20 protein-coding genes are annotated in these 19302 nt (G+C 71.4%); 12 read left to right on the top strand and 8 right to left on the bottom strand.

Annotation, left to right across the window (positions count from 1 at the left end; translation table 11 throughout):
- Positions 1 to 7 precede the first annotated feature (7 nt).
- From ACWEVS_RS33565 to ACWEVS_RS33545, 5 genes are all read left to right on the top strand, one after another.
- Positions 8 to 2143, top strand: a complete 2136-nt coding sequence (locus ACWEVS_RS33565; RefSeq protein WP_452554707.1) for a peptidase domain-containing ABC transporter — start codon at positions 8 to 10, stop codon at positions 2141 to 2143.
- Between the two features lie 243 nt (positions 2144 to 2386).
- On the top strand, positions 2387 to 2548 hold the full coding sequence (locus tag ACWEVS_RS33560) for a hypothetical protein (RefSeq protein WP_449914347.1): 162 nt from the start codon (positions 2387 to 2389) through the stop codon (positions 2546 to 2548).
- Positions 2549 to 2621: 73 nt separating this feature from the next.
- Positions 2622 to 3596: an MvdC/MvdD family ATP grasp protein gene (locus ACWEVS_RS33555; RefSeq protein WP_452554705.1), complete on the top strand. Its 975-nt coding sequence runs from the start codon at positions 2622 to 2624 to the stop codon at positions 3594 to 3596.
- On the top strand, positions 3593 to 4561 hold the full coding sequence (locus ACWEVS_RS33550) for a TIGR04500 family putative peptide maturation system protein (RefSeq protein ID WP_449914342.1): 969 nt from the start codon (positions 3593 to 3595) through the stop codon (positions 4559 to 4561). Before ACWEVS_RS33555 ends, ACWEVS_RS33550 begins: the two co-directional genes overlap by 4 nt.
- A 414-nt stretch (positions 4562 to 4975) precedes the next feature.
- Complete coding sequence (locus tag ACWEVS_RS33545; protein WP_449914340.1) at positions 4976 to 5158, top strand: hypothetical protein; 183 nt, start codon at positions 4976 to 4978, stop codon at positions 5156 to 5158.
- Positions 5159 to 5200: 42 nt separating this feature from the next.
- On the opposite strand, the gene ACWEVS_RS33540 is transcribed toward ACWEVS_RS33545, so the two are convergent.
- Positions 5201 to 5650, bottom strand: a complete 450-nt coding sequence (locus ACWEVS_RS33540; protein WP_449914339.1) for an SRPBCC family protein — start codon at positions 5648 to 5650, stop codon at positions 5201 to 5203.
- A gap of 235 nt (positions 5651 to 5885) precedes the next feature.
- Between ACWEVS_RS33540 and ACWEVS_RS33535 the strand changes: the two genes are divergently transcribed.
- Entirely contained in the window at positions 5886 to 6821 is a 936-nt protein-coding gene (locus ACWEVS_RS33535; RefSeq protein WP_452554793.1) for a DUF1838 family protein, read from the top strand.
- A gap of 52 nt (positions 6822 to 6873) precedes the next feature.
- On the opposite strand, the gene ACWEVS_RS33530 is transcribed toward ACWEVS_RS33535, so the two are convergent.
- From ACWEVS_RS33530 to ACWEVS_RS33515, 4 genes are all read right to left on the bottom strand, one after another.
- Positions 6874 to 7863 carry an NADPH:quinone reductase gene (locus tag ACWEVS_RS33530; protein ID WP_452554703.1) on the bottom strand — a complete coding sequence of 330 codons (990 nt, stop codon included), beginning with the start codon at positions 7861 to 7863 and terminating at the stop codon, positions 6874 to 6876.
- Positions 7860 to 8330 carry a pyridoxamine 5'-phosphate oxidase family protein gene (locus tag ACWEVS_RS33525; protein WP_354913969.1) on the bottom strand — a complete coding sequence of 157 codons (471 nt, stop codon included), beginning with the start codon at positions 8328 to 8330 and terminating at the stop codon, positions 7860 to 7862. The genes ACWEVS_RS33530 and ACWEVS_RS33525 overlap by 4 nt, the downstream gene beginning before the upstream one ends.
- A gap of 166 nt (positions 8331 to 8496) precedes the next feature.
- Positions 8497 to 9030, bottom strand: coding sequence for a hypothetical protein (locus tag ACWEVS_RS33520; RefSeq protein WP_449914332.1), 534 nt, complete (start codon positions 9028 to 9030; stop codon positions 8497 to 8499).
- A 44-nt stretch (positions 9031 to 9074) separates the two neighbouring features.
- The gene (locus ACWEVS_RS33515) at positions 9075 to 9614 is read right to left on the bottom strand and encodes a DinB family protein (RefSeq protein ID WP_452554701.1); all 540 of its coding nucleotides are present in this window, start codon (positions 9612 to 9614) and stop codon (positions 9075 to 9077) included.
- Between the two features lie 329 nt (positions 9615 to 9943).
- On the opposite strand from ACWEVS_RS33515, the gene ACWEVS_RS33510 reads away from it, so the two are divergent.
- The gene (locus ACWEVS_RS33510) at positions 9944 to 10291 is read left to right on the top strand and encodes a DoxX family protein (RefSeq protein WP_452418004.1); all 348 of its coding nucleotides are present in this window, start codon (positions 9944 to 9946) and stop codon (positions 10289 to 10291) included.
- A gap of 216 nt (positions 10292 to 10507) precedes the next feature.
- On the opposite strand, the gene ACWEVS_RS33505 is transcribed toward ACWEVS_RS33510, so the two are convergent.
- Positions 10508 to 11401, bottom strand: a complete 894-nt coding sequence (locus ACWEVS_RS33505) for an alpha/beta fold hydrolase (RefSeq protein WP_452554699.1) — start codon at positions 11399 to 11401, stop codon at positions 10508 to 10510.
- Between the two features lie 99 nt (positions 11402 to 11500).
- Between ACWEVS_RS33505 and ACWEVS_RS33500 the strand changes: the two genes are divergently transcribed.
- On the top strand, positions 11501 to 12154 hold the full coding sequence (locus ACWEVS_RS33500; RefSeq protein ID WP_452554697.1) for a winged helix-turn-helix transcriptional regulator: 654 nt from the start codon (positions 11501 to 11503) through the stop codon (positions 12152 to 12154).
- A 34-nt stretch (positions 12155 to 12188) separates the two neighbouring features.
- Here the strand turns inward: ACWEVS_RS33500 and ACWEVS_RS33495 are convergent, their stop codons facing one another.
- Entirely contained in the window at positions 12189 to 13328 is a 1140-nt protein-coding gene (locus tag ACWEVS_RS33495; RefSeq protein ID WP_452554695.1) for a baeRF10 domain-containing protein, read from the bottom strand.
- Positions 13329 to 13364: 36 nt separating this feature from the next.
- Positions 13365 to 14261, bottom strand: a complete 897-nt coding sequence (locus ACWEVS_RS33490; RefSeq protein ID WP_452417998.1) for a Gfo/Idh/MocA family protein — start codon at positions 14259 to 14261, stop codon at positions 13365 to 13367.
- Positions 14262 to 14412: 151 nt separating this feature from the next.
- Here ACWEVS_RS33490 and ACWEVS_RS33485 point away from each other — a divergent pair, with 151 nt between their 5' ends.
- From ACWEVS_RS33485 to ACWEVS_RS33470, 4 genes are all read left to right on the top strand, one after another.
- Positions 14413 to 14904 (top strand): SigE family RNA polymerase sigma factor, encoded by a 492-nt coding sequence (locus tag ACWEVS_RS33485; protein ID WP_354913955.1) that lies wholly within the window; start codon positions 14413 to 14415, stop codon positions 14902 to 14904.
- Positions 14897 to 15856: a hypothetical protein gene (locus ACWEVS_RS33480; RefSeq protein WP_452554693.1), complete on the top strand. Its 960-nt coding sequence runs from the start codon at positions 14897 to 14899 to the stop codon at positions 15854 to 15856. The genes ACWEVS_RS33485 and ACWEVS_RS33480 overlap by 8 nt, the downstream gene beginning before the upstream one ends.
- A gap of 248 nt (positions 15857 to 16104) precedes the next feature.
- A complete protein-coding gene (locus ACWEVS_RS33475) occupies positions 16105 to 18093 on the top strand; it encodes a protein kinase domain-containing protein (RefSeq protein WP_452554691.1) in 1989 nt (662 codons plus the stop codon).
- Positions 18094 to 18280: 187 nt separating this feature from the next.
- Positions 18281 to 19210 (top strand): alpha/beta fold hydrolase, encoded by a 930-nt coding sequence (locus ACWEVS_RS33470; protein WP_449914307.1) that lies wholly within the window; start codon positions 18281 to 18283, stop codon positions 19208 to 19210.
- Positions 19211 to 19302: the final 92 nt, after the last annotated feature.

Genomic DNA, 19302 nt, shown 5'->3' with positions numbered 1-19302 from the left:
GACTCCGATGAGAAGACGCGTTCCCCTGCGGCTGCAGAGCGGGCTGGCCGAATGCGGCGCCGCCTGCCTGGCCATGATCTTGAGCTGGTACGGCAGGCCGACCACGGTCCGGGAGATCGGCGATCTCGCGGGAGTCGGCAGGGACGGCCTGTCCGCGCTCGCCATCGTCAAGACCGCGCGGCAGTACGGCCTGGAGGCCAAGGCGTTCTCCCTCGAGCCGGAGGATCTCGCGAAGATCCCGCTGCCCGCGATCGTCCACTGGGAGTTCCGGCACTTCGTGGTGCTTGAAGCGTGGACGGCGACGTCGGTGAGCATCGCCGACCCGGCGGCCGGCCGGCGCAGGCTGACCCACGAGGAGTTCGACGCCGGCTTCACCGGCGTGGCCCTCACCTTCGCGCCAACGGAGCGGTTCCGGCCGGGAAACCCCGGCGCGGCGCCCTGGCTGACGTCCTTCCTCACGACCATGCTGCTCAGGCAGCGGGGACTCCTCGTGCAGATCCTGGCCATCTCCGCGCTCCTGCAGCTTGCCGGACTGGCGGTGCAGGGGTTCACCAAGGTGCTGATCGACGCCGTGCTCCCTGTGCACGCCGACCGGCTGCTGGTCGTGCTCGGGGTGGGACTGGCGATACTCGGCCTGATCCATCTGACACTCGGCTACTTACGCTCCACCGTCCTGCTCAACCTGCGCATACGCGTGGACGGGCTGCTCACCACCCAGGTGATACAGCAGTTGTTCAGCCTGCCGTACCGCTATTTCGTGCACCGCGGCACCAGCGACCTGATCCAGCGCACCGCGAGCGTGAGCGTGCTCCGTACGCTGATCACCGGCCAGGTCACAGCGGCGCTGCTGGATGGGCCGCTGGCACTCGGATACCTGGTCCTGGTGACCGTCCAGGCCCCGGCGCTGGGCGGCTGCCTGGTGGCGTTCGCCCTGATCCAGGCGCTGGTCGTGCTGCTTACCAAGCGCCGCATCGGCGATCTCACCCAACGCGAGCTGGCCGCGCAGGCCGATGCCCAGGGGCGGTTGATGGAGGCCATCGGCGGCATGGAGACGCTGAAGGCGTCCGGCGCCGAGCGCCAGGCCGCGCACGCCTGGGCCCGGTTGTTCGTCTCCTACCTCAACGCCGACTCCCGCGTGCGCGTCACCGAGAACGGGGTGAACTCGGTCCTCGAGAGCATCCGCTTCCTGGCGCCCGCCGGTCTGCTGTGGGCGGGAAGCTGGCAGGTCCTCGGCGGCGACGGCGAACTGGGGGCGACGCTGGCGCTGGTCGGGCTGGCAGGCGCCGCGCTCGCACCCATCTCCTCGCTGCTGTCGGCGGGCCAGACGCTCCAGACCGTCAGAACCCACGTCGAGCGGCTGAGGGACATCATGGAATCCACGCCGGAACCGCGCGGCCAGATCACGGTCACCGAACTGGACGGCCAGATCGAGCTGGACCGGGTCTCCTTCCGCTACGACGCGCAGTCGCCGTGGACGCTGCACGAGATCTCGCTGCGCGTACGAGCCGGAGAGAAGGTCGCGCTCGTGGGCAGGTCGGGCTCGGGCAAGAGCACCCTGGCACGCGTCCTGCTGGGGCTCTACGAGCCGTCCACAGGGACGATCCGCTACGACGGTCGGCCACTGGCCTGCCTGGATCGCGCGTCGCTGCGGCACCACTTCGGCGTCGTCACCCAGGAGCCCGCGCTGTTCTCGGGCAGCATCCGCGAGAACATCTGCCTGAACCGGCCCGACGCCACCCTGGAGGAGGCCGTCTTCGCCGCGCGCATGGCCTGCATCCACGACGACATCTCGGCCATGCCCATGGGGTACGAGACCATGCTGTCGGAGGGCGGCGGCCTCTCGGGCGGCCAGCGCCAGCGGATCGCCCTGGCCCGCGCGCTGCTGAACCGGCCCCGCGTGCTGCTCCTGGACGAGGCCACCAGCCACCTGGACACGGTGACGGAGGCCGCGATCGACGCCAATCTCTCCCGGCTGACCCAGACCCGCATCGTCATCGCTCACCGACTGAGCACGGTCCGCGGCGCGGACCACATCGTGGTGGTCAACAACGGCAAGATCGCCGAGTACGGCCGGCACGGGGAGCTGCTGGCGCTGGACGGTCACTACGCGGCGCTGGTGAGCAGCCAGGATCCGCTGCAGTGATCTCCAAGTCCCGCACCGGCTCCGGCTGGAATCCGCCTCATCGACACCCGAAGAATCCGGCGCGACGGCACGAACGCCCAGGTCCTGAGGTCACGCGACTCAGAGGAACTCGGGACATCTCCTGCCCACAGCCACCTCCAAGCCGTTTCCAAGGGCCGGGCTGTGTGCTTCATCCGTGAGCTGGAGACGTCTTCGCACGTCTCCACGCGAAGCTCACAACTCACGTTCGAAGGAGAAAAGAACATGGATAAGAAGATCGTGAACCTGGACGATCTGAGCGCCGAGCTGACGCCGATCGCCGAGGTCGACCTCGGCCTCGTTTCCGGCGGCCGGCGGATGGAGCGCTGCTACCACACGGCCGGCGAGAACGGCCAGCCGTCCGACGGGTGGGTCTCGGACTACTAGTCCTGACCGGCGCGTAACTCATAGCACCGCGTGGGAGGGCAGCGCGTCCCTCCCACGCGGTTGAGGGGGAAGGTTGCTGCTGATTCTGAGTGAACCCGGCGACGCCACGGTTCACATGGTCCTGCCCAAGCTGAAAGCCCGGGGCGTGGACGTTCTGTGGTGGGATCCCGGCGAGTATCCGGCGGCCCGGCTGACCGCCCGGTTCGACGCGGACGGAACCCGGCTCGTCCTGGCCAGAGGCGGGGATGTCGTCGACCTCGCCGCGACGACGGCGGTGTGGTACCGGCGCCCCGGCTCCCCGCGTGCCGCGGAGCAGGTCACGGCGGCCGACCTGCGGGATCGCGTCGGGGAACTCTCGGAGTGGTTCCTCGACGGCCTCTGGGACCTGCTGGACGCGCGATGGCTGCCGGGCCGGGAGCCAGTGCTGCGCAGGGCGCACAACAAGCTGGTCCACCTGGCCGTGGCCCAGGAACTGGGCTTCGCCGTGCCGCCGACCGTGATCACCAACGATCCGTCCGAGCTGGTGCCTGCCTATGACCGGGCGGACGGTCGGCTGATCACGAAACCGGTCGAGCACACCTCGTTCCAGATCGACGGCGAGGCGCACACCGTGTACACCACCGTGGTGAACCGGAGGGATCTCGTGGGCCGGAGCCGGATCGCCCATGAGCCGACCATCTTGCAGCCGTACGTTCGCAAGGCGGTGGAGTTGCGCGTCACGGTGGTCGGGCGGCAGGTCTTCGCCGCCGAGATCGCCTCGCAGGACTCGCCGCGTACGCGGGACGACTGGCGTCATTACGACTTCGACCGCGCGCGGCACAGCGTGCATCACCTGCCCGATGACGTGGCTCGCCGGTGCGTGGACCTGGTCGCCGCGCTCGGTGTGTCGTTCGGGGCGATCGACCTCATCCTGACCCCCGAAGGGGAGTACGTGTTTCTCGAAATCAACCCCAACGGCCAGTGGGGCTGGATCGAAGATCTCACCGGCCTGCCCATCAGCACCGCCATCGCTGATTGGCTCACGGCCGGAGAAACGGACGCGCGGTGACTCAATCCTCCCTCGGCCCAGCGCTGGAAAGCGCCGTGAACCTGCTCCGCGGGCTGACCCGTCGGCGTTCCGCAGTCGCGGAGGCACACCGCACCGCTGACGCCTGGGCCGCGGCGCATCCTTCACTCGGAGCTCAGCTCGTGGCCAGCCCGCGTCCCGGGTCACCGCTCGTCGACTACGACCTGCTGATCGACGACCTGTCGGGCGGCACCATCATGATCGGCGTCCAGGCGGACGACGGCGCGTCCTGGCTCGTCGATCATTCGACGCACTGGGCCGCCAGCCGGCTGCTGACCGTGAACGGGACGCACGTCTCCGTTTCCGAGGCGATGCTCATGCTCCGTTCGCTCACCCGCCCCGGCCTGTCGCCGCAGGACGAGCTGGTGCGGCTCTGCTTCCTGCGCGACGCCGCCGCCAAGGAGCAGGTCACTCTGGACGACATCCAGGCGGCCGCGGACAGCTTCCGCAGGCGGCGCGACCTGACCAGCCGGGACGCCATGAAGGAGTGGCTGGACCGGATGGGTCTGAGCGCCGAGGCGTTCCACGACCACATGGCGGCGATCGCCAGGGACCACACGTTCCGCACCCGGATGCGTGATGAACTGGGCCCCGAATATCTGGCGCGGCATCGTGACCGGTTCGCGCGGGTAAGGGCGGCCTGGGTGGTGTCAGACGATGAGGTCGACGTCGCCGAACTCCACGGCTCCCTCGCCGACCGATGGGAGCTCCAGCTGACCAAGGCCCGGACCTGGTCCGGCGATCTCCCCTCACCTCTGCGAGAGGCACCGGCCGGAGGTGGCGTCGGACCGGTTCCCTTCGAAGGACGCTTCCTCACCGGCTTGATCCTCGAACGGCAGGAGGCCGTGGAGGACGCCGACACGCTGAAGGCCGCGGGAGAGGCCGCCTTCGATCAGTGGCTGGCCGACGCCGCCCAGGGGGCGCAGATCACGTGGCATTGGCTGTGAACATGTCGTTCAACCTCTGATCTGCGCATCTGCGGCGTCCCGTGGCCAGGCAGAACTCGGCGAGCAGGCCCCTGATCGCCGGCAGTCCCAACACCGCCGACGACCCGGCCCGCAAGATCCTCGGCAAGCTGCTCGCGCTGCCCGCCGCCGGCCGTGACACCCTGCCCACCGCCCACGCCTGGTTCGCCGCGGCCGGTTCGACGGCCACGCACCTGCGGATGATCGGAACATGCAGAAGGTCGAGGACGAGCGTGCCGACATCCGGGCCACCACGCGGGCGATCGAGTCGGTGACCGGTGCGCGCCCCCGCGGCTGGCTGGGCTGATCCAGCATCATCCGGCGCGGGAGTACTTCCAGCGGGCGGCCGACCAGTTCGACCAGCTCTACAGGGACTCCGCGGAGTCCGCCAGGGTCATGGCGCTGGTCGTGCACCCGTACATCATGGGTGCGCCGCATCGCCTGAAGTACTTCGAGCAGGCTCTCCAGCACATCGGCGCCCACGAGGACGTCGAGTTCCAGACCGGCGAGCGGATTCTCGACTGGTACCTTCAGGCGCGCTCCGCGCCATGGCGGCGCGAGTCCCTGGTCGCGGGCTAGCGAGGACGCCGGCTGAGGCGTCGGGCCGGCGGCAGCGCCCGGTCAGTCGCGAGCGGTGCCCTCGTGAGGGGTGGACAGCCGTTCTGCGAGGATCCGGGCGCGGGCGAGTTGGACCTTGCGCGCCTGCCCGGCGGCGAACCCGGCCACGAGCCGCGGGGCCGTCAGGTCGAGGCGGTCGCTCACCCGGGTGCCGGTGCCGTCCGGCTCGAGGTCGAAGCGGTAGGCCAGGTGAACGCGTCCCGGGCTGCGCACCTCACCGTGGACGGACAGGCCGTCGGTGTGGAGGGCCACGGTGATCGGGTTGTCGTGCGTGAAGATCCCGAGGAACCGGAAGCGCTCGACGGCCGTGTACCGGATCACGCCGGGCTCCGACCGGTCCACATCCCTGACGGCGACCACGAGGGGCGACAGGCCGATGTAGCTCTCCGGGGTCGTGAGGTGCTCGAACACCTTCTCCGGGGCGACGTCCACGTGGAATGCGTGGGTCAGCACGCTGTTCGACACCCCGGCCTCCCGTACCTGCGCGTTCTGTCGCGGAATTGTCGCAAGATTCCTCCATGTGGGGAAGCCGGAAAGCCGGGAAGCATGGAGCAGGGCGGCGGACGGTTGAGGCCGGGTCTCGTCGGCTGGAATGATCACAACCGTCCCTGTCACCCCTCTGTATCGCAGGAGCACTCTTGTTGAAGCGTCGTGGTTTGACCTTGTCCGCAGCCCTCCCCGGTTGTTGGTGTGCGTCGCCGTTCCGGGCGCGGCGGCGGACGAGGCGACGGATGATCCGACATCGCCGGGGCCGGTCTACCGGACGGTCACCGACAAGAGCGGGCTGCTGTCCTTGCAGACCAACGGGCGGCCGGACGGGCGGGACATGGTCTTCCGGATCTCGGGAGCCGTGTACGCCAACATCGAGGGCAACGCCTACGACCCGCAGCTGCGCCACGGCCAGAAACTGTTCAACATCGAGGGCTACAACATCCGGCGGCTGTACCGGGTGCCCGGCACCACGCAGCTCTACCAGCTCTCCCGCGAGATCGTCTTCTACACCGACCCCGCCGACCCCACGAAGATCGTGCGGGAGTGGAAGAACCCGGTCGACCTCCGGACCTACCCCGTCGTCCCCATCAACAACGACGCGGTGAACTTCGGCCCGTTCAACGTCACCTCCTCGTACGTCGGCCCGCCCCTGCGGCAGGTGCACGACGAGACCGTGTGGACCAGCGACATCCCGGTGCGCGCGGACTTCGGGCACACGTTGGGCGAGCCGTTCGGCCTGGTGAACGGCGTCTACGCGGCACAGGAGATGTTCGACTTCTACGTCGACGACCGCGAGGTCGCGGCTCGCACGATTGCGGGCACCGTCCCCAAGGGTGCGATGAAGACCAAGATCAGCTGGTCCAGGACGAGCCCGTGGGCGCCGTTCATGTGCATGCCGGAGACCGACGTCCGCGGGCAGCTCACCTACCATGCCCGCAGCTGGTCGCTGCCGTCCTACCTCGACATCGAGCCGTGGCTGCGTGCGGAGGTCGACGCCGGCCACCCGCTCTTCAAGGCCGCTCCCACCGCGCCCGGCCCGAGCGAGAACTCGTGGACCTCCTTCTACAACAAGCAGCTGGGCAAGGGCGCCACCACGTGGGCGGGCTGGTGCGCCGCCAACGGGAAGGCCTGACGACCACGATCAGGTCGAGGTCCTGACACGCGAGACACCACCGGGGCCCCCGTCATGGGAGGACGACGATGCGTCCGCGAAGGCGGTGCGGCTCGGCGCCCTCCTGGAGGCGGTGGGAGCGGGCGGCCTCGGTGAGCGGCAGCCGCATTCCGATCCTGGACACCAGGGTGCCCCGGGCCAGGAGATGGTTGATCGCCGTGGCCGCCGCGGCGAGTTCGGCCACGCCGGCGTTGCTGATGACGAAGCCGCGCAGGCTGGCGTTGCGCGTGTAGAGCTGCCCCACGGGGAGCACGGGGGCGGCGCGAAGACCGGCCAGGATGACCATCCGGCCGCCGAGGGCGAGCAGGGGGACGGTCTGCTCCAGGTGGTGCCGGCCGGCGTTGTCCCAGAACACGTCCACGCCGTCGGGGGCGAGTTTGGCGATCTCCGGGTACATGTTGGGGTCGTGGTAGTCGACGACCTCGTCGGCGCCGCACCGCCGGCACCAGTCGAAGTCCTCCTCGCGCGCGGTCGCGATGACCCGCGCCCCCGCCGCCGCGGCGAGCTGGACGGTGGCCGTGCCGACCCCGCCGCCCGCGCCGGTCACCACGATCGTCTCTCCGACCCGCAGCCCGGCCTCCTCGAACAGGCCGAGATACGCGGTGGCCGCGGTGTGCAGGGAGGCGACCGCGTTCTCCGGATCCACGCCGCCGGGCAGGTGGTAGAGCCGGTCGGCGGGCACGACGGCGTACTCGGAGAAGGATCCCTGGCGACCGTCGAGCCCGAGGCTGTTGCACCACACCAGGTCGCCGGGGGCGAACCCCGGCGCCGCCGCGACCGCGGTTCCCACCAGGTCACGGCCGATGACGAACGGGTACGGCAGGCGTGTCCGGTAGGCGCCGGAGCGGACGAAGGTGTCGACGTGGTTGACGGCGAGCGCCAGCACCTTCACCAGGACCTCCGACGAGCCCGGCTCGGGCACCGGCAGCCGGCCGACCCGTATCTCGTCCGCGGGGCCCGGCCGCGTGACGTACGCCGCGGTCATGGTCTCCTGGTCGCTCATCGTTCCGCTTCCAGGTCGGCGAGGTACGTCCGCGCCCACGCCTGCCGGAGATCGCTCTCGTCGGCGCCGCCGAAGGTGTAAGCGGGGGACAGGATCGGCAGCGCCCTCTCCACGTGCACCAGGATCACGCGATGGGCGGGGTAGCCGGGGCCGTTCAGGTCGAGCAGCCAGGTGTGCAGCCACTCGTACACGGGGTCGCCCGGCTCGCGGAACTCCGCGGTGCCCTTGAACCGGTAGCCCCGCCTGCGGAAGACGTCGATCGAGTTGATCTCGATACGGGGGTCGCGTTCGAGGTTGGCGACCGTGTTCGGGGACGCGATGTCCATGAAGGCGATGTGCTCGTCGTCGTACACCCGCATCGACCCCTTGGGCGAGAGATTGGGCGAGCCGTCGGGGCACACGGTGGCCACGAAGGACAACCGCGCGCTGTCCACGATCAGTCGCATGTCGTCGTCGATGGTCTTCATCGCCTCTCCTTCGGAACGGCCGAGCTCCGGCCTTGGAGGGAGGAGAAGGTCTCTACCCTCTCCGCGCGCATCCAGCCGATCTCGCCGTCACCGATGGCGGGGAGCGGACGGGCCGGTGACCTCGGGCGGGCTCCTGGTCACCACCGGCCCGGTACCCCTGCGAGGGTCACCCGGACCAGGGATCAGGCCCCTGCTTCAGGACGTGGATGCCGCGTTCTTCCGCGGTTGCCCACATCTCGACGCGGTACTCGAGGTGGTCGCCCTGCTCGGCGTCGTCGGTGTCCGGGTGGACGATCCCGGTCGGCAGGTACGAGATGCGCGCCCGGTACCTGCTCGGCGAGAGGGCGATCACGTCTGCGGTCCCCGCTTCCTGGTCGCACCCGAAGACGCTGAGCCGCCCGGTCGGCAGGTCGAGGTCGGCCTCCACCACGTGATCGGCTTCGTCGAACGGCCCGGCCGGCGGCGGCGACCCATGCATGCGGAGCGTCATCAGGACCCAGTCCTCGCGGGCCGTGCCCACGGCGATCGAAGCGGTCTCCACCCCGATTCTCAGCGACTGCGAGGCTTCCTCGGTCCAGGGATCTCCGTCGTCGTCACCGTCCTCGATGGCGTCGCCGTACGTTTCGGTGTCCTGAAGGTAGAACTGGAAGTGGCCGGCGTGGAGGAACAGACGCCGGATCTCGGCCGTGGACGAGCGCATGGCCCGCGACGCTACCGGGCCGGCCCAAGGGATCCAGGCGTGACCTACTCGCCGGTCAGGCCGTCCACTGACTCGCGGAGGAGGTCGGCGTGGCCGTTGTGCCGGGCGTACTCCTCGATCAGGTGGACCAGGATCCAACGGAGGCTGGGCGCCCGGCCGTCCGGCCAGGTACGGCGGGCCGGCTGCTCCAGCCCGCCGTCGGCCAGCGCCTGCGCGACCAGGGCACGGGAGCGGGCCACCGCGTCCTGCCAGAGCGCGTGAAGCTGCTCGGGGGTGTCCTCGGCGGCCGAATGCCAGTCCCAGTCGGGGGCGGCCGTCCAGTCCACCGTGTCCCAGGGGGGTTGCCGGTCGCGTCCGTGCAGCCATCGGGAACACCAGTCGTCCTCGACGTAGGCCAGGTGCTTCAGCAGCCCGCCGAGGGTCATCGAGGAGGCGCCGACCGTCGCGCTCAGGCCGGCGGAGTCGAGGCCTGAGCACTTCCAGGCCAGCGTGGCGCGCTGGTAGTCGAGGAAACCCAGGAGTGTGGCGGTCTCGTCGCCGGTGAGGAGCGGCTCCGGGCGGCCGTGTTCGTCCACAGTGGTCATGGTCAGCGAGCCTACGGCGCCGGTTGCCGCCAGATCCGGGGAAACGCGAGGTTCCGCCCGATGGGCGGGCACGAGGCGAGCGGGCGGCCCGAAGTCCCTGCGCTTCGGGGCGCCGGAGGGTCGTGGTGCGCGATCCGTGAAGGCCGGTCGCCATGTGCCGGCGAGCGGGAGACCGCAGGTCGGCGTGGTGCCCCTGGGAATGTCACGCCCCGCTGAAGAAATTTTCCGGCGTCCTGTCACACTCGCGTGCCGGGCCGGGTCGACACAGTGAAGACGCAAGACCCCGGCCGGAGCGAGCCTTCGGCGGCCCCCGATGAGGAGCATGTCAGATGTTCACCACCTACGTCGTCGTCACCGTCCTGGCCGCCGCCATGGTCGGCTTCTCGGCCGGGTCGATCTTCTTTCGGGCCACGTGGGTGGTGCAGCCCCTGGCCGACTACGGCGTTCCGCGCGCGTGGTGGCCCTGGCTCGGCGCGGCCAAGGCCGCGGGGGCGGTGGGCCTGCTGGTCGGGCTGTTCGTGCCGGTCATCGGGGTCATGGCGGGGATCGGCCTGGTGCTGTACTTCACGGGAGCGGTCGTGACCGTGGTGCGGGCGCGGTCGTTCTCGCACGTGGCGTTCCCGCTGATGTACGTGGCGCCGGTGGTGGCCTCCCTGGCGCTGGCGTACGCCGGCTGAGCACCCCCGACCTGATCGCCTCGATGGACGGCCGTTCCGCTCACCGGCGCCACCGCGGAGCCGCCGCACGGTCGACCGCGGTCACGGGGCACGCCGGTCCGGAACGGCCAGGCGGTCCGGAACGGCACTGCGGTCTGGAACGGCCCGGCGGTCCCGAATGGCCCATCGGTCCGGACCGGCGCGGCGGCCCCGGGCGGCCCGGCCGCCCGGGGCCGGTCAGCGCGTGGCGGGTTCGGTGTGCTTGACGATCGCCGTGATGACCGTGTCCCACACCTGGGCGGGCGGCATCTGGTGGCCCATGCCGGGCAGCGGGATCAGCGAGGCGCCGGGGATCTCGCGGGCCAGCGCCTCGGCATGGCCGTACGGGAAGAGCGGGTCGTCGGTGCCGTGCAGGACCAGGGTGGGCGCGGTGATCTCGCCGAGGCGGGGGCGGATCGGTTCGCCGCCCTCGATCGTCCAGTGGTTCGACGCCGCGGCCGGGACCGGGCTGCGGTCGAACGCGCGCCCGGCGACGCGCCGTATCCGGTCCTCGTCGACCGGGATGGTGCCGGAGAAGGCGTGTTCGGCGGCGAGGAAGTAGGCGATGACGGCGTCGCGGTCGGACCAGTCGGGGCCGGGGGCCGGCTCCTCGAACATGGCGGCCAGCGCCGCGCTCATCGGCGGCAGGTCGGGACGGTCGGGACCGCCGGGCCCGCCGGGGCTGGTGGACATCAAGGTGAGGGACAGCACCCGTCCGGGGTGCTCGACGCCGAGCCGCTGCGCGATGCCGCCGCCCATCGAGATCCCCACGATGTGTGCCGCGGCCAGGCCGTACGCGTCGAGCACGCCGAGCGCGTCAGTGATGAGGTCGGCCTGCGTGTACGGCGGCGCCCCGACGGGGAACGTCGTGGAGCGGCCGGTGTCGCGGGTGTCGTAGCGGATCACGTATCGGCCGGCTGCGGCGAGGCGGGCGGTGAAGTCGTCGTCCCACCAGTCCATGGACGCCTCCGCGCCCGAGATGAGCAGGATCGGGGGACCGGCCGGGTCGCCGAAGGCCTGGACGGCCAGGTCGACGCCGTTGACGTGCACCGTTTTCTCCGGTGTGGCCTGAGACGGCCGGCTGTCGGGCATGGTGGGCCTCCTGCGTCGGGCGAATCCATCACCATCACGCTACTTCGAAAACCGTAGTTGCTGCTACTCTTTTCATAGTCAATTTGTGGTGAGGTGGCGATGACGGGGAAGCGGACGTACGGGCAGGCGTGCCCGATCGCCCACGCGCTCGACATGATCGGGGAGCGCTGGGCGCTGCTGGTGGTGCGCGAGCTGCGCCTCGGACCGCGTCGCTACGCCGACCTGCAGGCCGCCCTGCCGGGGATCGGCCCCAGCGTGCTCGCCCAGCGGCTGCGCGATCTGGAGGCGGTCGGCGTCCTGCGCCGGCGTACGCTGCCACCTCCCGCGGCCAGCAGGACGTACGAACTCACCGAATGGGGCGCCGAGCTGGAGCCGGTCTTCGCGGCGCTGCGCACCTGGGGCATGCGCTCCCCGGTCGTGCCGCTGAGCGGGGAGATCAGCGCGGACACCGTCCTGCTCGGCCTGCGCGCCTTCTTCGTGCCGCAGCCGGACGCGCCGTGGACCGCGACGTACCGGATCGCGCTGGAACGCGACGTCTACCGTGTCGAGGTCCGCGACGGTGAGCTGGTCGCCGTCGCGCGCGGCGAGGTCTCCGGCCCGGCGGACGTCCGCCTGGACAGCGACCACGTCACGCTGCAGTCGGTTCTGAGCCACGAACGCCCGCTGGCCGCGGCGCTCGAGGACGGCGGGCTCACGGTGACCGGCGACCTCGAGGCGGTCAGACGACTGATCGGCGCGGTCCCACCACGCTGAAACAACCCGCGCCGGCCACTCAGGCCGGCCGTCCTCATGGCCTCGGCGGGAGGGGGAAGCGGAGGGCGGCGGCCGCGGTGTGGTTCTTGAGTCGGGTGTCGGCGGTGACGTGCTCGACGGAACCGCCTTCGTCGATGACCGTTTCGGCCAGATCTTCGAGGACGTCGGGAGACCGCCGCGTGGGACCGCCGCAGAGCGGGCAGGTCTCGCCGGAGCGGGCCAGCCAGCCGGATTTCTCGCAGACCACCCCGGGCACCTCGGCGCCGTCCTGAACGAGCAGGTAGTCGACCGCGGCGACGGTGCCGCCCCACAGGCAGTCGTCGATCGTGATCGCGGCGTTGCCGCCCGTGGCGGCCCTCTCGAACACCTCCTGCACCCGGCGGATCTCATCCTCACGCTCGTAGTCGGCGAGGATGCGCTCGCCGTTCTCGCGGATGTCCTCGACCGTCGCCTTGCTCACGTCGACGGTGAAGACCGCCGCGACCTTCGAGCGCAGGTGATGCGGCAGGAAGTCCAGGAAGACGGTGACGTCGTCGCTCTGGCCGCCGACGATCAGCAGGTCGTAGCTCTCGGTGCGGAACAGCTCGTCCAGCAGGTTCACGGTCTGGCGGTAGTGGCGTTTGGCGAGGTCGTCGGCCTTGTTGCGGACCCGGTACTCGGCGTAGCCGGCCCAGCCGGCGTAGTCCGGCTTGCGCAGCACGCGCCCGCGCACCTTGCCGATCTCGTGGATCTCCTCCTGGTACAGCTCCCACGCGCGGGCGGCCTCCCTGTCGATGATCAGGACGCAGCAGCGGTGGTACTCGTCGAGGACCGCGAGCATGGGACGGACGTACGGGGTCTGGTCCACCACGACCCGGTCACGCACCTTGCGCGGCAGGGGCACGGTCTCGAGCAGTCCCGCGTCGCTGCAGGCGAACACCGCGACGGAGCCGGTCGTGCCCTGCCCGAGCGCTGAGATGTCCATGATGCGCTCCATGTCCTGCCGGAGCGAGAGGCGAGCCCGCCGATCGAGCGTCTGGTCGTCGGCGAGCGGGCGGACCTGGGCGATGAGGCTGTTCAACCGGGTACGGACGATGTCGGAGCCGTCAAGGCCCACGGTCACGTACAGCGAGAGAACCGGCAGGCCGCCGCTGTCGAAGCGGATGAGACGGTCGACGGTGTCCTTGGTGATCATGCGATGTCCTCGTCATGGCGTTCGGATGCTGGAATCTCATTGCGCGGTCGCGGACGGCCCGCCGCGGATCAGGTCGTCCTCCGCCGACTCGATCACCTGCTGCAGGCGCAGGCCGTGCCGGACGTCCGTGGGAGGCGGCGTGCCGCGCTCGACGCACGCGGCGAAGCTTCCGTACATGGCCTCGTACGCCTCGCTGTCCGTCGCGGCCACGCCGTCGACGGAGGCGGTGCCGCCGGGCCCGTAGATCTCGATGTCGGCGCGCGGCCGGTCGACCGCTGCCTTGCCGTACAGGGATGCCTGGCTGAACCGCCCGCCCTGGTGCTCCATCAGCACGCCGAGCCAGCCGGACGGGTCGCCCTGCGCGCGCACGCCGACCACCTTCCCCAGCGCGGCGTCGAGCAGATCGACGAGGTCAGGGCCGAGTTCGCGCAGGACGCTGCGTCCGAGCCGCCACGGGCTCGCCGGTGACCCGCCGGCCTGCGTCCTCGAGACGGCACGGCCGCTGCCGCCCACCGGCCGGGTCCGCCCGGCCGCCGCCAGGAAGCGCTGGATCGCGGGCGCGTGGCGCCAGGGCAGCGCGAGCTGCGAGACGACCCCGGCCCGATCGACCGCCATGACCAGGTCCTCCGCGCCGGCGATGTCCGCGGCGACCGGCTTCTCCAGGAGCAGCGCCTTGCCCGCCTCCGCGGCGTGGGCGGCGAACTCGACCTGGACGGCGGGCGGCACCGCGAGCGCGACGGCGTCGCAGCTGTCCAGCAGGTCGTGGAAGCTGTCGAACGCCCGCACCCGGTGCCGGTCGGCCAGTTCGATCCGGGGGAGCGGGGACGGCGACCAGACCCCGGCGAACTCCACCCCTGCGCACGCGGCGAGCGCGGGCGCGTGCACTTCCGCAGCGCGTTGGCCTGCCCCGACCAGGCCTATCCGTATGCGCATGGAAGCCAATCTAGGTTCCGTCGAGTAACAGGCATGGCGAAGCCGGACAACGTACCCCACAAGATGTGGCCGAGGCGCGAAGCTGATCCAGAGCCGGACTGATTCCGCTGATGACTCAACCGTGAACCGTCCCCGATGGGTTGTAGCTGATGTGAGAGGCTTTCAGGAGTTCGTGGCCGCCCGCGGCCCGTCGTTGTCGCGGACCGCCTTTCTGCTCACCGGCGACCATCACGCCGCGGCCGACCTGCTCCAGGACACCCTGGTGAAGGCGGCGGCCCGCTGGCGCAGGATCGCCGAGAGCGGCAATCCCGAGGCCTACATCCGCACGATCATGCTGAACCAGCTCAGGAGCTGGCGGCGACCGCGCAGGCTCGCCTTCTTCTCCACCTCCGAGGTGCCGGAGACCGTCCAGCCCGACCCGTCGGGCGGCACCGACAGCAAGGTCATGCTGGCGCGCGCGCTGGCCAGGCTGGGAGCGAAGCAACGTGCGGTTCTCTACCTGCGCTTCTACGAGGACCTGTCGGAGGCGGAGATCGCCAGGCAGCTCGGCTGCTCCGTGGGAACGGTCAAGCGCCACACCCACGACGCGCTCAAGCGGCTGCGGCAACTCGCGCCCGAACTGCTGGAGGTCGGACATGAGTGACGAGGCCTTGCGGGCCGCCTACCGCACGCTGGAGCAGGAGGCGGGTGACTACGCCGACTCGGCCAGGGCCCTGGCCGTCATGAGGCGGCGGCGGGCGGCCGTCGCGGTGGCGGCGGTGGCGGCCGTCCTCGCCGTTGTGGGCGGCCTGTGGTTCGTCCGGCCGGCCTCCCCGGAGGTGTCCGTGGCCGCGCAGCCGTCCGGCGTGGGGCGGAGCATCCACACCGCGTGCATGTACGGGTGCCCGACGTACCTGACGCTCACCGACGGACGGCAGGTCCTGCTGGGCGAGCAGACCGCGCCACCTCCGGGCAACCTCACCCTGTCGCCCGACGGCCGCTGGCTGGGCATGCCCACCCCGAGCGGCTTCCAGCTCAAGGACCTGAGCGGAAGCACGGTCTACCACGGCCCTCAGGCGGGTCAGGGGGAGGCCGTCACCCCGTGGGCGTGGTCGGCCGACTCCCGCACGCTCCTGCTGGCCGGCCACGCCAGCGGCAAGGTCGGCGCCTACTTCCTGTTCGACCTGACCACCGGCCGGGTCACCCGGCCCGAGGTGCCCAGCGGCTTCGAGCCCGTCGGGCTGGCTCGGGGCGAGCTGGTGCTCTTCGCCGAGAGCCAGTACGGCAAGCGCGCCACGCGCGTGGAGCTCACGGTGGGCGGCCGGCCGGTCACGCTGGACGCCGGCGACGCCGAGCTGGTCACCGAGGACGGCGGGCCCACGATCGAGGTGTACGGGGACCGGATCTACGCCCTCGCGTTCGCGACCAACACGATGATCGAGTTCGGGCTGGACGGCAAGGAGCTGACGCGGTACCGGCTCGCCGGCCAACCGCTCGGCCCGAGCGAGGACGGCTACGTCGTCTCCACCGCCGGCAAGGTGTCGGCTGGCGGAAAGGAGCTCTTCGAGCTGCCGCCGGACTCGCTGATCGTGGTCCCCGGCATGGCCCGGCCCTGACACCGGCAAACCGCCCCCGCCCGCCCGATCTGCCCCGCCCGCCCGATCTGCTCGGCCCGCTCGGCTCCGGCCCGCTCGGCCTGCCCTGTGCGCGCCCGCCCGGCCCGCTCGGCCCGCCCGGCTCGCTCGCTCCGCTCGGTCCGCCTGGACTCCCCGCAGGTCCGGGGCGCCGTAGCCGTTCCGGTCGAGATCGCCCGCCATGCGGTGATCTTTCTGACCCGGATGTACGTGACTATGGTGATCTGGATTTGTTGGAGGGGAAAGGCGAGCACATGGCGACGGGCGGGTCCGAGGAGTCTCTGGGGAGCCAGTACGTCCTGCTGGACGAGATCGGCGCCGGCGGGATGGGGACGGTCTGGCGGGCGCGCAGCCGCGACACCGGGCAGATCGTGGCGGTCAAGCTGCTGCGCGACGGTCACGCCGCCGACCAGGACCTGGTCCTGCGCTTCGTCCAGGAGCGCAACGTGATGCGGGCGCTGCGCCACCCCCACATCGTCCCGGTGCGTGACTTCGTCATCGAGGGTGAACGGCTGGCGCTCGTCATGGACCTCGTCGAGGGCGGGGACCTGCGCTCCGTGCTCCAACGGTCGGGCACGCTGCCCCAGTCGGCGGCGGCCGAGCTGATGGCGCAGGTCGCCGACGCTCTGGCGGCCGCCCACGCCCTCGACGTCGTGCACCGTGACGTCAAGCCGGGGAACGTGCTGATCGACGGCGCCACCGGGCAGGCGCGGCTGACGGACTTCGGCGTGGCGCGCATCGTCCACGGCCCCGGGCTGACCCAGACGACGTCGGTCATCGGCACGCCCACCTACCTCGCGCCGGAGGTGGCCGACGGCGGCACCCCCACGCCCGCGGTGGACGTCTACGCCGTCGGGCTGATCCTCTACGAGCTGGTCGCCGGACGCCCGCCGTTCGTCGGCGAGCATCCGATGGCGCTGCTCAAGCAGCATGCGAGCGCGACCCCGCGGCGGTTGCCGGGGATGTCGGACGCCGTGTGGGCCATCGTCTCGGCCTGCGTGGCGAAGGACCCCGCCGTACGGCCGCCGGCGGCGGAGGTGGCCAGGGCGCTGCGGTCGGCGGTGCCCGCCCTGGCGGGACTGCCCGCCCTGCCCGCCGTCGCCAGGCAGGAGCCGCCGTCCGTCACCTCCGAACCCCTCCCCGCCCCGAACCTCCACCCCGGACTGCCGGTGACACCGGAAGTGCCGGGCTCTCCAGGAGCGCTCGGTTCTCCGGGGATGCCGGGCTTCCCAGCATCCCCGGGCACTCCGGGGGCGCCGGGCTTTCCCGCATCCCCGGGTTCCCCGGGTGTGCCGGGTGTCCCCGCATCCCCGGGCTCTCCGGTTCCGGGTGGCTTGCCGGGAGGGCCGGGTTCGGGGGGTGCGGGGTCGCGGCCCGGCGCCGTCGAGGACGGAACTCTGGCCTCCGCCCGGCGCAGGCCGCCCCGGCGGCGGCTGGCGGTGGTCGCGGCCGTCGCCGCTGCCCTGGTGGTGAGCGGGACGGCGCTCACCTTCGTGGCGCCGTGGCGATCGCCGGGCGCGACGGCGGCGGCCCAGGCCGGGGACACCGCGAAGAAGCCGGTCGTCACCCCCGAGGTGGCCGCCCCGGTCACCACCCCGCCCTCGCCGGGAGTGACCCCGCCGGAGGCGAAGCCGGGGAAGTCGCAACAGGAGCAGGAACAGGACGAACAGCACGACCGGCAGCCGCGTGAGCGTACCGAGCAGACGGCGGAACGCGAGCAGCGGGTGACCGCGGAGAAGAAGCAGCCCGCCAAGGAGCCGGAGCCGGATCCCGAGCCTGAGCCGGATCCCAAGCCGGATCCCAAGGACACGACGCTCGTGAGCGGTGACCCGGGGGACGGCCCGTCGGCTCCGTCGAAGCAGTACGACTGGCAGTGCCGCCCCTGGATCTCGGCCGGGCCGGGCACGAACGTGGAGATGTCACCGTGCATCGCCGTGGCGGGCGACAGCATTCGGCTCAAGGGCCGGATCCGGGGTTCCGCCTCGGTCGTCTCCGACATCCACGTCCAGCTGTACGACAGCGTCGCCGAGCGCGTCGTCTCGCGGCATTTCGTCTGCCCGAGCCGTTCCGTGCCCGCGGGCGGCGGCGTCGTGGCATGTGTCACGACCATGAGCGGAGTGCCGCGGACCGGGGCCACGATCAACGTCCGGGAGCGGTGGCGGCCCGCGGGAACAGGTGTCTGGAGCGGCGGCCGCGAGAGTCCCCAGATCACCTGGTAGCCGCCTGGGCGGGCTGCCGTGCCTCGCGCGGCTCGGCCTGATGCTCGGCGGCGCGGCTGGTCGGGTAGAGGGCCGGCGGCGAGGCCGGGTTCGGGCGGCCGTCACCGGCTGAAGCCAGGCGAAATCACCCATCAGTTCTTCGGTGAAACAATGGAAGGGCAGGTCAGCGGCACCACGGGAGGACCACGTGCGCGAGATCGAGATGGCGGTGACGGCCGACGACGGGGTGGCCATCTCAGGCACGCTGGCCGTTCCGGATGGCGACGGGCCGCATCCCGCCATGGTGCTCACCTGGCCCATGGGGCTGGACAGGGAGGCCGACAGGGGCGGCAACCGGCTCGGCCTCGGCCGGCCCATGGCCGAGGCGCTGGCCGCGAAAGGGGTCATCTCCTACCGGTTCGACCCGCGCGGCACCGGCCGGACCCCGGGCGGGGGGCGTACGGTCCCGCTCGCCCGCTACCGCCAGGACGCCGCCACGGTCCTGCGGGCGGTGGCGGACCTGCCGGGGGTGAGCACGGTGGGCGCGATCGGCTACAGCGAGGGCGCGCAGCAGGCCGCCTGGCTGGCGGCCCACGCGGGGGCCGCTTCCGCCGTCCTGCTCGGCTGCACCGCCCAGACAGGGGAGGAGGTCTACCTGTGGGGCGCGGCGCGCTGGGGCAAGGACGACCTGCCGCGGCCGATCAGGCTGGCCCTGCGGCTGTTCGGCCGTACGCCGGAGGACCAGGCGCGGCGGCTGTTCGCCAGGGTCAAGTCGGGCGCGCCGCGGATCTACGGCGTCCCCGTGTCGCGGGCCTTCCGCGAGTGGCTCGTCCACGACCCGAAGAAGGATCTCGCGGCGATCCACGTGCCGGTGCTGGCGATCATCGGGGACAAGGACCTCCACGTCGACGTGGACGACCTCGACGTGATCGACGACCTGGTCCCGGGGCCGGTGGAGACGCGCCGCTTCCCCGACCTCACGCATCTCCTGCGCCGCGATCCCGGCCCGGCCTCCCGCAGCACCTACCGCGAGCAGTACGCCCGCCCGGTGGATCCGGAGCTGCTGGAGGAGGTGGCGGCCTTCGTCAGCTCAGCGGGTCGCGCAGGCGGCGCGGGAGACGCTCCCCGGTGTCCATGATCTCGTCGGCTTGAAGACGGCCTCAGCCGGCGGTGGCCTGGCGCCCCGTATCCCCTGAACCCGGGTGGCGGCGGCACCGGGGACTCCGGTGC

The sequence above is a fragment of the Nonomuraea sp. NPDC003754 genome (genome assembly GCF_053605785.1).
This window is presented reverse-complemented; position numbering and strand designations above follow the sequence as displayed.